The following is a 14,782-nucleotide window of genomic DNA, read 5'->3' on the forward strand; positions in this document are numbered from 1 at the left end:
GTGCAGCCGCGTGATGTTCATGAGGTTGCCGGCCAGCGGCCGGCACTACGGAACTCAATACCCACGCGTAGATGCGGCGCCCACGGAGTGCCGCATTCTGTGGAGCACAGCAGCTGGCGGACATACTCCGCCGCAGCGGCAGGTGCTCTGGCCTTCTTACTTATCATCGTGTCGCATGCAGCCTCAAACGGACCGCCTTCGTACCCGTTGAGTCAAACAACCCCGCCGGGAACCACGCCCAACAAAAAGGCGGCGCCCTGCGGGCGCCGCCTTCCATGCAGCAGACGCAGGCCCGGATCAGTCAATCAACGCGGCCTCGCGCCGGCGGAACACCGATACCGCCTGGTTCAGCGCACCGGCCTGCGACTGCAGTTCACGTGCCGCCGCAGTGGCTTCTTCCACCAGCGCCGCGTTCTGCTGCGTGGCCTGGTCCATCTGCACCACCGTCTGGTTGATCTGCTCGATACCGGATGACTGCTCCTGTGACGCCGCCGAGATCTCGCGCATCAGGTGGCTTACGTTCTCCACGCCGCCGACGATGCCCTGCATGCGCTGTCCGGCATCGGCCACCAACTGGGCGCCCTCGCCGATCTGACGTCCTGCCTCGTCGATGAGGACCTTGATCTCCTGGGCCGCCGCCGCCGATCGCTGTGCGRGCACACGGACCTCGCTGGCGACGACCGCGAACCCGCGTCCCTGTTCGCCGGCGCGTGCCGCTTCAACCGCTGCGTTGAGCGCGAGGATGTTGGTCTGGAAGGCAATGCCGTCGATCACGCCGGTAATGTCGCCGATCCGCTTCGACGCGCCTTCGATGGCCTGCATGGTGTCGACCACCCGCTGCATGGCGTGGTTGCCATCACTTGCTGCGCCCTGGGTGGAGGCGGCCAGCTCGCTGGCCTGGCGCGCATGCGCTGCGTTCTGGCGCACGGTGGCGGTCAGCTCCTCCATCGAGGCGGCCGTTTCCTGTAGATGAGCGGCCTGTCGCTCGCTGCGCTCGGACAGCGCGCCGTTGCCGGCGGCGATTTCGCTGGCGGCCGTGCTGATGGTGGTGGCGCAGTGCTGGATGTGGCCCACCATGCGCGCCAGCTGGCCGGCGGTGGCGTTGGCATCGCGCTGGATGGCGGCGAACGCGCCGTGGTACTCGCCCTGCATGCGACGGTCGAGATCGCCGTTGGCCATCGCCGAAAGCATCTGCCGCACTTCGTCGACCGTGCTGCCCAGTGTGTCCAGCAGCTGGTTGATGCCCCCGGTCAGGCCGTCGAGGAAGCTGGCGCCTTCGCTGGCTTGCAGGCGCTGTTCCAGATCACCCTGCGCGGCGGCATCGACAATCCCGGCGACGGCATTCTCCAGCGTCAGTTCATGGGTACGGTCATGCCATTCCACCGCAAAACCCAGGCGCGCGCCCTGTGCGTCGAACACCGGGGTGACGACCTGAGCGAAGTGCACCGGCCCGATCCGCACCTTGCCGTTGTGTGTCGCCTGCAGCCCATTGAGGATGCCGCGGATGCGGTCAGGGTTGGCATGGAAGCGATGGATGCTGCTGCCGACCAGCCGCTCGGCGTCGAAATCGGGGAAGGCCTGGCGCAGCGTGGCCTGCTGGTTGCGCAGCAGCGCCACCACCGAGCGGTTGACGTAGCGGATGACGTGATCGTTGTCGGCGATCATCATCGCCGTGCGCGAGGCATCCAGTGCCTGGCGGATCTGCGCGTTCTCGGCATGTGCTTCGGCCTCGCGGCCGCGCTGCGCCTGCACATGGCGTGCGGTATCGGCCAGCGCGTGGGCCAGTGAACCGGGTGCGTAGTTGCGTGCATCGCTGTGTGCGCCGAGGTCGGCGCCCGTGGCAATGTCGCGTGCCAATGCCGCCAGGCGGTGCGGTCCGTGACCCAGCGCTTCGCTCTGTTGGCGCAGGCGCGCGGCGGTCTGGCCCAGCACCAGCGTCAGCACCGCCAGGGCCATGGCATTCAACAGCGGCGGCAGGACGGCCGCCCCATCAAGCAACGGCGCCAGCAACGCACTGACACCCACGGCGCCGGCCAGCCACAACGGCATGCGGTCACGCTGGATGAGCAGCACGCCCAGCAGCAGCGCGATGGGCAATGCGGCATTCAATCCGCTGATATGACAGAGCAGGCTCAACTGCAGTGAAAGCAATACGGCCAGGCCGTTGCGCGCGAGCGCATGGCCGGCCTGGCGCCAGCCCAGCCAGGCGGCTGGCAGTACCGCGGCGGCAACGGCGCTCGCAGCGGGCAGCGACGTGCCGCGCACGGCAAGCACAAGGCCGATCGCTGCGAATACCACGCTGCCCAGCAGCAGGCGACGATCGCCCCGCTGTGCCAGCTGTTGCAGATAAGGGACACGGCCCTGGTCGGGCGGGCGGGAGGACGCAATGGACATCGGCAACTCCTGGATCAACGGACGGCAGCGACCCTGCAACGCCCTGCGCGGATGAGCGCAACGACGGCACGGTCGGGGAATTCGGGGAATGCGGCGCAGGCAGCGACGCGGAGGACGGACACCGTGACCACATCCTGTGGATGACGGTGCAGCAGACGGGACATGCGGTCTTCCTTGCAGAACCAGGAACGAGCCGCAGGCACAAAGGGCCTGCGTGCTGTGGACGCAGGGGCCCACTACCGTTCTATCGGCCGCACTGGCGCAGAGTGAAGTGCGCGCGGCCGACGATGGTCAGCGTGCGTTGGCGTTTTCGCTCAGGAACGCATCGATGACGGCGGCAATACGCGCCGGGTGTTCCATGTGCAGGTGATGGTTGCCGGGGAATACCGCCAGGCGGCCATCACGCAGATGCTGCAGGCGCTCGCTGCGCATCGGCTCGGGATAATACGACTGTGCAGGCGTGGCATAGATCACCTGGGTAGGACAGGTGATGGCCTGCAGCAGGTTGTCGATCTGGCCTTCGCTGAGGCGGATCGCGGTGGGCAGCATCAGGCGCGGATCGCTGCACCAGCGATAGCCGCCTTCGACCGGCTCGACACCGCGTTCGACCAGCAGGCGTGCGCAGCCTTCGCTGAGCTGGTTGGTCATCATCCGCGCCCGGATCGGTGCAGCCAGATCCGGGAACACGCGCAGCTGCTTGCGTGCCAGTGCTCGGGTGGCGTCGACGTGCTCGCGCAGGCGGCTGGCAGTTTCTTCCTCCGGCCCGCGCAGGCCGCCGAGTGCCTCGATGGCGACCAGCCGTTCGATGCGATCACTGACCGCTGCGGCGAGGCTGGCGATGCCGGCACCCATCGAATGGCCGATCAGGGTGAACCGGTCCCAGCCCAGTGCATCGGCGACATCGAGGACATGGGTGATTGCTGCTGGCGTGGTGTACACCGCCCCGATCGGCAGATGCGCGCTGTGGCCGTGCCCGGGCAGATCGATCGCCACCAGGTCCAGGTGCGGCAGATGCGGCGCCAGCGGAACGAAGCTGGCCGCATTGTCGAGCCAGYCGTGCAGGGCCAGCGCCCGCGGACCCTTACCCGGCCGGCGYAGGCCGGCGACACGGACGCCCGCGACCTGCAGCTCAAACGGCTGCAGGCTCATGCCAGCGACGCCACGGCCAGCCGAGCCAGTGCGCGGGCGTGATCCGGTGCGGCGTTGAGGCAGGGGATATAGCGCATCTGTGCGCCGCGCTCGGCCAGTGTTTCGGTGAAGCCCATGGCGACTTCTTCCAGTGTTTCCAGGCAGTCGGTGGCAAACCCGGGGCAGACGACGTCGATCTGTTTCACCCCCGCTTCGGCCAGCTCCCACAGGCTGGGCTCGGCGTAGGGCTGCAGCCAGCGTTCGCGGCCGAAGCGCGACTGGTAACCCATCTGCCAGTCGTCCGCGCCCAGGCCCAGTGCTGCGGCGATCGCGCGCGCACTGGCCTCGCAGCGCTGCGGATAGGGATCGCCGGCATCGGCAAGGCGCTGCGGAATGCCATGGAAGGAGAACATCAGCTTCTGGCCGCGACCCTGCTGCTGCCAGTAGCGCTGGATCGAGCCGGCAACGGCGGCGACCCAGTCCGGATCGATCGAATAGTCCTGCACCAGGCTGACGGTGACCTGTGGGTTCCTGCGCTGCCAGGCATCCACACGATCCTCGACCGAGGCCGTGGTGGTGGTCGAATACTGCGGATACAGCGGCAATACCACGATGCGGCGCACGCCCTCGGTGGCCAGCCGATCCAGTTCGGTGGTGAGCGCGGGTTCGCCGTAGCGCATCGCGTGGCGTACGCGCAGCGTCGGCAGCAATGCTTGCATCGCCTGCGCCAACTGGCGGGTGTGGACCATCAGCGGCGAGCCTTCCGGCAGCCACACCTGGGCGTACTTGGCGGCTGAACGGCTGCTGCGCAGCGGCAGTATCAGACCGCGCAGCAAGGGCTGCCACAGCAGTGCCGGCAGCGAGACCACGCGCCGGTCGGACAGGAATTCGGCCAGATAACGGCGAACGGCGGGGGCCGTCGGCGTCTCGGGCGTGCCTAGGTTGACCGCCAGTACGGCGGTATCGGGTGCGTCGAGCATGGGCGGTATTGTCGCCGATTCCATCGTCACGTCGGCATGCAGGGTTCGGATGGATGTCATCGATGAGGCCAATATGAGCAGGCAACGCTCATTGGGGATTCATCACAACACTACTAATTTCAGTCACTTGCTATATCTTCCTATGGACTGACTTCTGGAGCCTGCCATGCGTCGCCCGATCCAAGCCCTGCTGATCGCCGCCAGCCTGCTGTCCAGCCAGGCCATGGCCGGACCGCAGGAAGACCAGCGCGCCCGCAACGCGGTGCGTGTACTGGCTGAAATCCAGGGAATCCCTGAACAGGGCATTCCGGACAAATTGCTCGACGAAGGCCGCGCGGTCATCGTCATTCCCGACACGATCAAGGCCGGTCTGGTGATCGGCGGCCGTCGTGGCCACGGCCTGATGTCGGTGCGCATGCCCAATGGTGCGTGGTCCAACCCGGTATTCATCAAGCTCACCGGCGGCAGCATCGGCTTCCAGGCCGGTGTGCAGTCCTCCGACGTTGTGCTGGTGTTCCGCAACGACCGCAGCCTGGACAACCTCGTCAACGGCAAGTTCACCCTCGGCGCCGATGCCGGTGTGGCCGCCGGTCYTGTGGGCCGCAATGCCGCCGCCGCCACCGATGGCCAGCTGAAGGCCGAGATCTGGTCGTGGTCGCGCGCCCGCGGCCTGTTCGCTGGCGTGGCCCTGGATGGTGCGATCCTGCAGATCGACGATGCTGCCAACCTTGACGCCTACGGCAGCAACACCACCCCGCGGATGATCTTCGAGGGCCGCGCGGCTGGCTCGCCTTCAATGGATGTGGTCGCTTTCCGTGATCGCCTGGAAGAGGCCACCTACGCGGCGCGCAACAACCGCAATGGTGGCAATGACGCACCGCGTCCGGCGGCTGCTGCAGCGCCTGCCCCGCAGCCTGTTCAGGCAGCGCCGGCGGCACCTGCTGAAGCGACCACGGCGCCGCTGCAGGCCGTKCCGCAGACCCCGCCGCCGGCCCAGCAGGGTTTCCAGCCGGTCAACGACGGTGAAATCCGCACTGAAACACTGGGCAACAACTGACTTTCGTCACGCGCGCCGGCTAACAGCCGGTGCGCTATGCTCGGCAATCTGATCACTAACGTAACGAGCGACTTATGGGCAGTTTCAGCATCTGGCATTGGTTGGTCGTGCTCGCCATCGTCCTGCTGGTGTTCGGCACCAAGCGCCTGACCAGTGGTGCCAAGGACCTCGGCTCGGCGGTCAAGGAATTCAAGAAGGGCATGCACGACGACGACAAGCCGAACGCGCAGTTGGGCGACGAGTCGCGCAGCCAGGACGCCTCGCGCACCGCGCAGGACGAGCACGACCGCAAGCCGCGTTGATCCGGAGCGGTTGCGGTGTTTGATATCGGCTTCAGCGAACTGCTGGTGATCGCGGTTGTCGCCTTGGTGGTGCTCGGACCTGAGCGCCTGCCCAAGGCGGCCCGCTTCGCCGGGCTGTGGGTACGCCGCGCGCGCAATCAATGGGATTCGGTCAAGCAGGAACTGGAACGCGAACTGCAGGCCGAAGACATCAAGCGGCAGATGCAGGACGTGCGCCAGGGCATGCAGGACACCGAGAACCAGCTGCGTGCCAGCGGCGAAGCCATGCGCCGCGAAGCCGAGCAGATGCAACAGCACAGCGACACACTGGCGCAGCAGGTGCGTGCACCGGCCCCGGCCGAACAGCCCCCACATCTGGCGGATGCGCCCGAGCCGGGGGGGGCGTCGACTGAAGGTGCAGCCATTACGCCTGCCACCGCTGAAGCTGCGGGCAATGCCGTTGCTGATACCGCGACCGAAACGCCCGCGCGCACGGAGCGCCCGTCATGAGCGAACACGACTTCGGCGAAAGTTCGCTGGTGGAACACCTGGTTGAACTGCGCTCGCGCCTGGTGCGTGCGCTGCTGGGGCTGGGCGTTGTGCTGCTGGGCCTGCTGCCGTTTACCCAGAAGCTTTACAACGCACTGGCCGAGCCGCTGATCTCGCAGTTGCCCAATGGGCAGACGATGATCGCCACCAACCCGGCCGGCGCCTTCTTCGCGCCGTTGAAGCTGACGTTCTTCGTGGCCCTGTTCGTGGCCGTGCCATGGCTGCTGTACCAGCTGTGGGCCTTCGTCGCGCCGGGCCTGTATGCACGTGAGAAGCGCCTGGCGATGCCGTTGCTGGTCTCCTCGGTGCTGCTGTTCTACACCGGCTGCGCCTTTGCCTATTTCCTGGTGCTGCCGGCGGTCTTCCACTTCCTCACCACCTTCAGCCCGGAAGTGATCGCGATCACGCCGGATGCGAATGCCTACCTGGATTTCGTGCTGGCGATCTTCTTCGCCTTCGGCGGCAGCTTCGAGCTGCCGGTGGCGATGGTGATCCTGGTGCTGCTGGGCTGGATCACGCCGCAGCAGTTCAAGGAAGGACGCGGTTACGCGATCGTCGGCATCTTCGTGCTCGCTGCGATCCTGACTCCGCCGGACGTGGTGTCGCAGCTGATGCTGGCGATCCCGATGTGCCTGCTGTACGAGCTGGGCATCCACGCCGCGCGCTGGCTGGTTCCGTCTTCGGTGGTCAAGAAGCCTGCGGCCTGATCCCCGGTAGCGCCGGGCCATGCCCGGCGTTCGTGGGGTGAAGTGACATCCATCCGCCGGGCATCGCCCGGCGCTACCGTTGAGCCCCGCTCAAGCGTGGAAGACGTCGTTGGCAGGCGGCGACTGCGGCACCGGCGGTGCGCCGCGGCTGCCGCGATGCACGAACATCTGCTTCCAGGCCGCATAGACGGCGCCGACATACAGCGGCATCAGCACCGTGGTGAACACCAGCTGCGCGATGAAGGCCGCCGCCAGCGGGCCGCCCAGCAGCATGCCGAGCTGGACCACGATCACGAACAGCACATAGACGCAGAACGCGGCGATCAGGCCGAGCACGGTGAACACGGCGGTGGCGCCGATGTTCTCGATGCAGCCCTGCAGGCTCAGGCGCAGCGCGTGCATGCCGCTCTGGCGGTCGAACACCACCAGTGCCGGCTGGGTGAACATCGCCAGGGTCAGCGCCACGGCGGTGCAGAACACCAGCAGCATCCACAGCGCGATGCGCTGCGCGGGCAGGTTGGCGACCAGTTCGGCGGCGGTTTCCGGACTGATCTGCTGCCCGCTGCGGCCGAGTTCCTGCATCTTGGTCATGGTGTCGCTGAAGGCGGTGAAGCCCTCGCGGCCGATCATCAGGTACAGCAGCGCGCCCAGCAGCAGCACGGCCAGCACCTGGATCGCCAGCGGCACCAGCAGGTGGCTGACACGACGGTCGCGGATCGGCTGCAGCAGATGGGTGGCCAGGCCGGGACGGCCCTGGTCGATCTCACCCATGGCGTACAGCATGCCGCCGAACATCACCGGTGAAATCACCAGCGTCATCATCTGCAGGGCCAGGCCGGCGGTACCGGGCAGCATCGTTCCCAGCAGGGTGACCACCCAGTTCACCAGCAGCCAGGTCAGGCCGATCCGGGCCAGCTGCAGCGGCGCACGCCGATACAGCGAGAACGTATCCAGCAACCACTGGGCGCCCGCCGAGGCTGGCAGCTTGCGAATCTCTTTCATGGACATCCGGGGAGGGACAGGAGGGGCCGGGCGGTGTGCCCGTGCCGCCGATTATCCCTGTTTTGCCACCGGCTGGGCTGAAGACAGCCGGGCCTGGCGGACAAAGCGCCGCAACAGCTGGCGCGCCAGCGGCGCGGCGCTGACCGCGCGCTCGATACTGCGCGCGCAACCGCCATGACGGCCGATGCAGTCGGCGCGTGCGCGCACGTAGCCACGCATGTGGTGGGTGGCGAATTCCGGATGGAACTGCACGCCCCAGGCCTGGCGGCCCCAGCGGAAGGCATGGCAGCCATCCAGCGGCGAGCGCGCCAGCACGGCGGCGCCTTCGGGTACGCGCAGCACGGTCTGCAGATGGGTGGCGTGGGCCGCGAAGTGGCTCGGCAGGCCCTGGAACAACGGGTCCTTCGCGGCCTGCGGGTCCAGTGCCAGCTCAATCGTTCCCGATTCGCGCCCGGCGGGGTTGTAGGCCACTTCGCCGCCCAGCGCGTGGGCCAGCAGCTGGTGGCCGWAGCAGATGCCGAACACCGGCACGTCGTCGTGCGCGGTCTGCCGCAGCCAGGCGGCACTGCGTTCGCTCCATTCGGCGTGGTCGGTGACGAAGGCGGCCGAGCCGGTTACCAGCACGCCGGCGAACTGGCGTGGATCGGGCAGGTCGGCGCCGTGCTCGACGTCGACCACGACGGTCTCGTGTTCTTCCAGGCCGGCGGCGACCCGGATCCAGTGCGGAAAGCGCCCGTAGCGGCGCAATGACGGCACGGGGCGGCCGGTTTCAAGGATCAGGAAGGGCGCTGGATTCATCCGGGGGAGGTAGTACCGACAGGACTTCCTCGATTGTAGTCAGCCCCTGTGCCACCTTTTCAAGCCCGGCCTGGCGCAGGGTTCGCACTCCTTCAGCACGCGCGGCACGGTTGAAACCGGCCAGATCCATGTCCGCACGGATCAGCCCGCGCAGGCGCGAGCCCAATGGCAGCAACTCATACAGGCCGATGCGGCCGAGGAATCCGGTGCGCCGGCACTCCAGGCAACCGACCGGCCGACAGGGCGTGGCGGTATCTGGATATGCAGCTTCGCTATCAGCCAGCACTGCCCAATCGGCCCGGCCGAGGGTGTGCGGCTGCTTGCAGTGCGGGCACAGGGTGCGCACCAGGCGCTGGGCGAGAATGCCGTTGACGGTGGACGACAGCAGGTAATGCGGTACGCCCAGGTCGAGCAGGCGGGTGATGGCCGAGGGCGCGTCGTTGGTGTGCAGGGTGGACAGCACCAGGTGGCCGGTCAGCGAGGCCTGCACGGCCATCTGCGCGGTTTCCAGGTCGCGGATCTCGCCGATCATGATGATGTCCGGGTCCTGCCGCAGCAGGGTGCGCACACCGCTGGCGAAATCCAGGTCGATGTTGGTCTGCACCTGCATCTGGTTGAATTCCGGCGCGATCATCTCGATCGGGTCTTCCACCGTGCATACGTTGACGTCCGGCGTGGCCAGCCGCTTCAGGGTGGAATACAGGGTGGTGGTCTTGCCCGAACCGGTCGGGCCGGTGACCAGCACGATGCCGTGCGGGCGCTCGACCAGGGCGGTCCAGCCGGCCGCTTCCTGCGGGCTGAAGCCGAGCTGGTCGATGCTCTTGAAGGCCGCTTCCGGGTCGAAGATGCGCATCACGCATTTCTCGCCGAAGGCGGTCGGCATGGTCGACAGGCGCATTTCCACTTCACGGCCGCCGGGCGAGCGGGTCTTGATGCGACCATCCTGCGGGCGCCGGCGCTCGGCCAGGTCCATGCGTCCGAGCACCTTGATACGGCTGACCACGGCGGTCATCACCGCCGGTGGCACTTCGAACACCTTGTGCAGCACGCCGTCGATGCGGAAGCGCATGCGGCCCATTTCGCGGCGGGGCTCCAGGTGGATGTCCGAGGCGCGCTGCTCGTAGGCGTACTGCAGCAGCCAGTCGACGATGTGCACGATGTGCTGGTCGTCGGCATTGACGTCGCCGGTGCGGCCCAGTTCCACCAGTTGCTCGAAGCTGGGCAGGGTGGTGTTGGCCTCACCCCGTACGTCGCCACGGGCACCGCGCACCGAGCGGGTGACGCCGAAGAACTCCATGGTGTAGCGGTGCAGGTCCAGCGGATTGACCACCGCCAGCTCGATGCGAAGGCGGGTCAGGTGCTGCAGGTCGCGCAGCCATTCCTGTGCCAGCGGCTCGCTGGTGGCCACCAGCACGCGTTCGCCATCCACCGCCAGCGGCAGGAAGCGATGGCGGCGCGCGTAGGCGTGCGAGGCCACGGCGGTGACCGAGGCGACGTCGACCCGGGTCGGATCGATGCGCAGGTAGCGGCTGCCGGTACGCTGGGCCAGCCACTCGGTGAGGCGTTCCAGATTGAGGTCGCCGCCGTCGCTGGCGGCCAGCTTGAGGTTGGACAGCAGCACCAGTGGATGCACTTCACTGGCATTGCGGGCGCCCTGTGCGGAAAAACGGATGCGCTCGCGCTCGTGCGCAGCCACCACGCCGTCGGCCAGCAGGGCCGCCGCAACCTGTTCGAACTGCAGGCGACCGGGCGGCAACGGTGCCGCTCCAGGCTCGCCGGGCGTGCCCGTGGGCAGCCGATGTTCCATCCACCTGCTCCTTCCGGGTACGGAATGCCCCGCAGGTCGGCCGTTATACTAGCGCACCCCTTTGCCGGCCAAGACTCGTCCGCATGTCCGCGACCCCGACCGTTCCGATCACCTTCCAGGGCCTGATCCAGACCCTGAACCAGTTCTGGGCCCAGCAGGGCTGCGTGCTCATCCAGCCGCTCGACCTGGAGGTGGGCGCCGGTACGTTCCACCCGGCCACCTTCCTGCGTGCGATCGGCCCGGAAACCTGGAACGCGGCCTACGTGCAGCCGTCGCGGCGCCCGACCGATGGCCGCTACGGCGAGAACCCGAACCGCCTGCAGCGCTACTACCAGTACCAGGTGGCGATGAAGCCGGCACCGGACAACATCCAGCAGCTGTACCTGGATTCGCTGAAGGCGGTGGGCATCGATCCGCTGGTGCACGACCTGCGCTTTGTCGAGGACAACTGGGAATCGCCGACCCTGGGCGCCTGGGGCCTGGGCTGGGAAGTCTGGCTCAACGGCATGGAGGTGACCCAGTTCACCTACTTCCAGCAGGCCGGTGGCCTGGAGTGCCGGCCGGTGCTGGGCGAGATCACCTACGGTCTCGAGCGCCTGTGCATGTACCTGCAGAACTGCGACAACGTCTACGACTTGGTCTGGACCTACGGCCCGGATGGGCAGCCGGTGACCTACGGCGACGTCTACCACCAGAACGAGGTGGAGCAGAGCACCTACAACTTCGAATACGCCGACGTGGAAGAAATGTTCCACCGCTTCGATGCCTGCGAGCGCGAAGCGCAGAAGCTGGTGGAAGTGAACCTGCCGCTGCCGGCCTACGAACAGGTGATGAAGGCCAGCCACACCTTCAACCTGCTCGATGCGCGCCGCGCGATCAGCGTGACCGAACGCCAGCGCTACATCCTGCGCGTGCGCGCGCTGGCCCAGGCGGTGGCCAAGGCCTACTACGAGCAGCGCGAGAAGCTGGGCTTCCCGGGCGCGAAGAAGGCCTGACGGCCCGTTCTCCCATCACGCGTTTCACCTACTACCCCAGGGGCGCCGGCCGCGTCGCGCGCTGCGCCCCCACCACAGGATCGAACCGATGAGCCACTTGTCTCCCCTGCTGATTGAACTGGGCACCGAAGAGCTGCCGGTCAAGGCACTGCCGGGCCTGGCCCAGGCCTTCTTCGACGGTGTTGTCGACGGCCTGCGCAAGCGCGGCGTGGAACTGGAGCTGGGCGATGCACGCCCGCTGTCGACCCCTCGCCGCCTGGCTGTGCTGCTGCCGGGCGTTGGCCTGGAGCAGCCGGAACAGCACAGCGAAGTGCTGGGCCCGTACCTGAACATCGCGCTGGACGCCGAAGGCCAGCCGACCAAGGCGCTGCAGGGGTTCGCGGCCAAGGCCGGGATCGACTGGACCGCGCTGGAAAAGACCACCGACAACAAGGGTGAGCGCTTCGTGCACCGTGCGGTGACCCCGGGCGCGCGCACTGCTGCGCTGCTGCCGGAGATCCTGCGCGAGGCCATCGCCGGCATGCCCATTCCCAAGCCGATGCGCTGGGGCGACCACAGCTGGGGCTTCGCGCGCCCGGTGCACTGGCTGGTGCTGCTGCACGGCGGTGACGTGGTCGAGGCCGAACTGTTCGGCCTGAAGGCCGACCGCATGAGCCGCGGCCACCGCTTCCTGCACGACAAGACCGTGTGGCTGACCCAGCCGCAGGACTATGTGGAATCGCTGCGCGCCGCCTTCGTGCTGGTTGACCCGGCAGAGCGCCGCCAGCGCATCGTCGCCGAGGTGGAAGCCGCTGCAGCCACCGCCGGTGGCAGCGCACGCATCACCGAGGACAACCTGGAGCAGGTGGTGAACCTGGTCGAGTGGCCGTCGGCGGTGCTGTGCAGCTTCGAGCGCGCGTTCCTGGCGGTGCCGCAGGAAGCGCTGATCGAGACGATGGAGATCAACCAGAAGTTCTTCCCGGTGCTGGATGACGGCGGCAAGCTGACCGAGAAGTTCATCGGCATCGCCAACAYCGAGTCCAAGGACGTGGCCGAAGTGGCCAAGGGCTACGAGCGGGTGATCCGCCCGCGCTTCGCCGATGCCAAGTTCTTCTTCGACGAAGACCTGAAGCAGGGCCTGCAGGCGATGGGCGAGGGCCTGAAGACGGTGACCTACCAGGCCAAGCTGGGCAGCGTGGCCGACAAGGTCGCGCGCGTGGTGGCGCTGGCCGAAGTGATTGCGCCGCAGGTCGGCGCCGATCCGCTGCTGGCCAAGCGTGCCGCGCAGCTGGCCAAGAACGACCTGCAGTCGCGCATGGTCAATGAGTTCCCGGAACTGCAGGGCATCGCCGGCCGCCACTACGCGGTGGCCGGTGGCGAATCGCCGGAGGTGGCGCTGGCCATCGACGAGGCCTACCAGCCGCGCTTCGGTGGTGATGACATCGCGCTGTCGCCGCTGGGCAAGGTGCTGGCGATCGCCGAGCGCGTGGATACCCTGGCCGGCGGTTTCGCCGCGGGCCTGAAGCCGACCGGCAACAAGGACCCGTTCGCCCTGCGCCGCAACGCGCTGGGCCTGGCCCGCACGATCATCGAAAGCAGCTTCGAACTGGACCTGCGCGCGCTGCTGGCCAGCGCCAACGCCGGGCTGGCCGCGCGCAACGTGCAGGCCGACGTGGCCGAGCTGTACGACTTCATCCTCGACCGCCTGAAGGGCTATTACAGCGACAAGGGCGTGCCGGCCAGCCACTTCAACGCGGTGGCCGAGCTGAAGCCGGCCTCGCTGTACGACTTCGACCGCCGCTTGGACGCGATCGGGATCTTCGCGGCGCTGCCGGAAGCCGAGGCGCTGGCCGCGGCCAACAAGCGCATCCGCAACATCCTGCGCAAGGCCGAAGGCGATATTCCGGGCCAGATCGATGCGGCCCTGCTGCAGGAAGATGCCGAGCGCGCGCTGGCCGAAGCTGTGACTGCCGCCATCGACGATACCGGCGCCAGCCTGCACCAGAAGGACTATGTGGCCGTGTTGGCGCGCCTGGCCCGCCTGCGTCCGCAGGTCGATGCGTTCTTCGACGGGGTGATGGTCAATGCCGAGGATCCGGCACTGCGTGGCAACCGCCTGGCACTGCTGACGATGCTGGGCGAGCGCCTGGGCAAGGTCGCGGCGATCGAGYACCTGTCCAGCTGATCGCCCACGATGGGTAGCGCCGGGCCATGCCCGGCGGCTTTTCTGCAGGCCGCGCTGCGCGCTCGCCATGAATCAGACCGTATCCACGCATGGCGTGGATCTACTGGGTAGCCGGCCGCTGGCCGGCAGCGACGCGATGCCGATATTTCCGCATGCGGCCGCGATGATCGCCACAAAGGCGCGTATTTTGACCGCCACTTAACAACCGATCCGGATTGACGTGATGCATTTCGCATCGTCACCTCCGGTCGGTATGCTGTGCCGCATGCAGCCAACGAAATACGCCCTGCCGCTGATGGTCCTCTCGCTTTGCGCCACTTCCGTGGCCCATGCGCGCGGCACCATCGACAAGGTGGACATCAAGGGATTGGACAAGGGCGACGACGCCGCGATCATCGAGAACATCCAGGAATCGCTGTCGTTGTTCGACACGATCGGCAAGGAGCAGGGCGAGTCGCGCCTGGAATACCTGCTGTCACAGGCCGAGCGGCAGACCCGTCAGGCGCTGGAACCGTTCGGGTACTACAACCCAGTGATCAAGGTCGAGGCGCCACGCCAGGACGAGCACGTCACCGTGCTGATCCATGTCGACAAGGGCCAGCCGGTGCTGGTGCGCCGCGAGCATATCGACATCACCGGTCCGGCGATGTACGACCAGTACCTGCAGGACGACCTGGCCGCGTTCAAGCCGCGCAAGGGCCAGCGCTTCGAACACACCCAGTACGAAGCCAGCAAGATCACCGTGACCCGGCGCCTGGCCGAGCGCGGCTACTTCGACGCCGACTACACCCAGCGCCAGGTGCAGATCACCCGCGCGGACAACGCTGCCGACATCGACCTGACCTGGGACAGCGGCCGCCGCTACAACATGGGCCCGGTGACCTTCGAGCAGAACTACTTCGACGACAAGCTGTTCGACC

At 67.3% G+C, this 14,782-nt stretch carries 13 protein-coding genes; 7 read left to right on the forward strand and 6 right to left on the reverse strand.

The window, feature by feature from the left end; genetic code table 11:
* Positions 1–297: 297 nt before the first annotated feature.
* The 3 genes from AC1DJN_RS14290 to hemH form a co-directional block, all read right to left on the reverse strand.
* On the reverse strand, positions 298–2,394 hold the full coding sequence (locus tag AC1DJN_RS14290; RefSeq protein ID WP_478039353.1) for a methyl-accepting chemotaxis protein: 2,097 nt from the start codon (positions 2,392–2,394) through the stop codon (positions 298–300).
* 291 nt (positions 2,395–2,685) lie between these two features.
* Positions 2,686–3,543 carry an alpha/beta fold hydrolase gene (locus AC1DJN_RS14295; protein ID WP_478039354.1) on the reverse strand — a complete coding sequence of 286 codons (858 nt, stop codon included), beginning with the start codon at positions 3,541–3,543 and terminating at the stop codon, positions 2,686–2,688.
* Entirely contained in the window at positions 3,540–4,502 is a 963-nt protein-coding gene (hemH, locus tag AC1DJN_RS14300) for a ferrochelatase (protein WP_032977539.1), read from the reverse strand. The genes AC1DJN_RS14295 and hemH overlap by 4 nt, the downstream gene beginning before the upstream one ends.
* A gap of 166 nt (positions 4,503–4,668) precedes the next feature.
* On the opposite strand from hemH, the gene AC1DJN_RS14305 reads away from it, so the two are divergent.
* The 4 genes from AC1DJN_RS14305 to tatC all read left to right on the forward strand — a co-directional run bounded on the left by AC1DJN_RS14305 (position 4,669) and on the right by tatC (position 7,096).
* The gene (locus AC1DJN_RS14305; protein ID WP_478039355.1) at positions 4,669–5,559 is read left to right on the forward strand and encodes a lipid-binding SYLF domain-containing protein; all 891 of its coding nucleotides are present in this window, start codon (positions 4,669–4,671) and stop codon (positions 5,557–5,559) included.
* 74 nt (positions 5,560–5,633) lie between these two features.
* Positions 5,634–5,861, forward strand: coding sequence for a Sec-independent protein translocase subunit TatA (gene tatA, locus AC1DJN_RS14310; protein ID WP_025878762.1), 228 nt, complete (start codon positions 5,634–5,636; stop codon positions 5,859–5,861).
* 15 nt (positions 5,862–5,876) lie between these two features.
* Complete coding sequence (tatB, locus tag AC1DJN_RS14315) at positions 5,877–6,350, forward strand: Sec-independent protein translocase protein TatB (RefSeq protein ID WP_442251898.1); 474 nt, start codon at positions 5,877–5,879, stop codon at positions 6,348–6,350.
* Complete coding sequence (gene tatC / locus AC1DJN_RS14320; RefSeq protein ID WP_025878764.1) at positions 6,347–7,096, forward strand: twin-arginine translocase subunit TatC; 750 nt, start codon at positions 6,347–6,349, stop codon at positions 7,094–7,096. The genes tatB and tatC overlap by 4 nt, the downstream gene beginning before the upstream one ends.
* Before the next feature lie 90 nt (positions 7,097–7,186).
* Here the strand turns inward: tatC and AC1DJN_RS14325 are convergent, their stop codons facing one another.
* Genes AC1DJN_RS14325 through AC1DJN_RS14335 form a run of 3 tightly spaced genes read right to left on the reverse strand, consistent with a single transcriptional unit; the run spans position 7,187 to position 10,703 of the window.
* A complete protein-coding gene (locus tag AC1DJN_RS14325) occupies positions 7,187–8,098 on the reverse strand; it encodes a BPSS1780 family membrane protein (protein ID WP_025878765.1) in 912 nt (303 codons plus the stop codon).
* Between the two features lie 51 nt (positions 8,099–8,149).
* Positions 8,150–8,896, reverse strand: coding sequence for a glutamine amidotransferase (locus AC1DJN_RS14330; RefSeq protein WP_478039356.1), 747 nt, complete (start codon positions 8,894–8,896; stop codon positions 8,150–8,152).
* Complete coding sequence (locus AC1DJN_RS14335) at positions 8,868–10,703, reverse strand: GspE/PulE family protein (RefSeq protein WP_442251896.1); 1,836 nt, start codon at positions 10,701–10,703, stop codon at positions 8,868–8,870. The genes AC1DJN_RS14330 and AC1DJN_RS14335 overlap by 29 nt, the downstream gene beginning before the upstream one ends.
* A gap of 83 nt (positions 10,704–10,786) precedes the next feature.
* On the opposite strand from AC1DJN_RS14335, the gene glyQ reads away from it, so the two are divergent.
* From glyQ to AC1DJN_RS14350, 3 genes are all read left to right on the forward strand, one after another.
* Complete coding sequence (gene glyQ / locus AC1DJN_RS14340; RefSeq protein ID WP_025878768.1) at positions 10,787–11,698, forward strand: glycine--tRNA ligase subunit alpha; 912 nt, start codon at positions 10,787–10,789, stop codon at positions 11,696–11,698.
* 88 nt (positions 11,699–11,786) lie between these two features.
* Positions 11,787–13,862, forward strand: coding sequence for a glycine--tRNA ligase subunit beta (gene glyS / locus AC1DJN_RS14345; protein ID WP_478039357.1), 2,076 nt, complete (start codon positions 11,787–11,789; stop codon positions 13,860–13,862).
* 253 nt (positions 13,863–14,115) lie between these two features.
* The coding region (locus AC1DJN_RS14350) for an autotransporter assembly complex protein TamA (RefSeq protein ID WP_478039358.1) at positions 14,116–14,782 on the forward strand (667 nt) is incomplete at its 3' end.

This window comes from Stenotrophomonas sp. 05L414_2, from assembly GCF_056397905.1.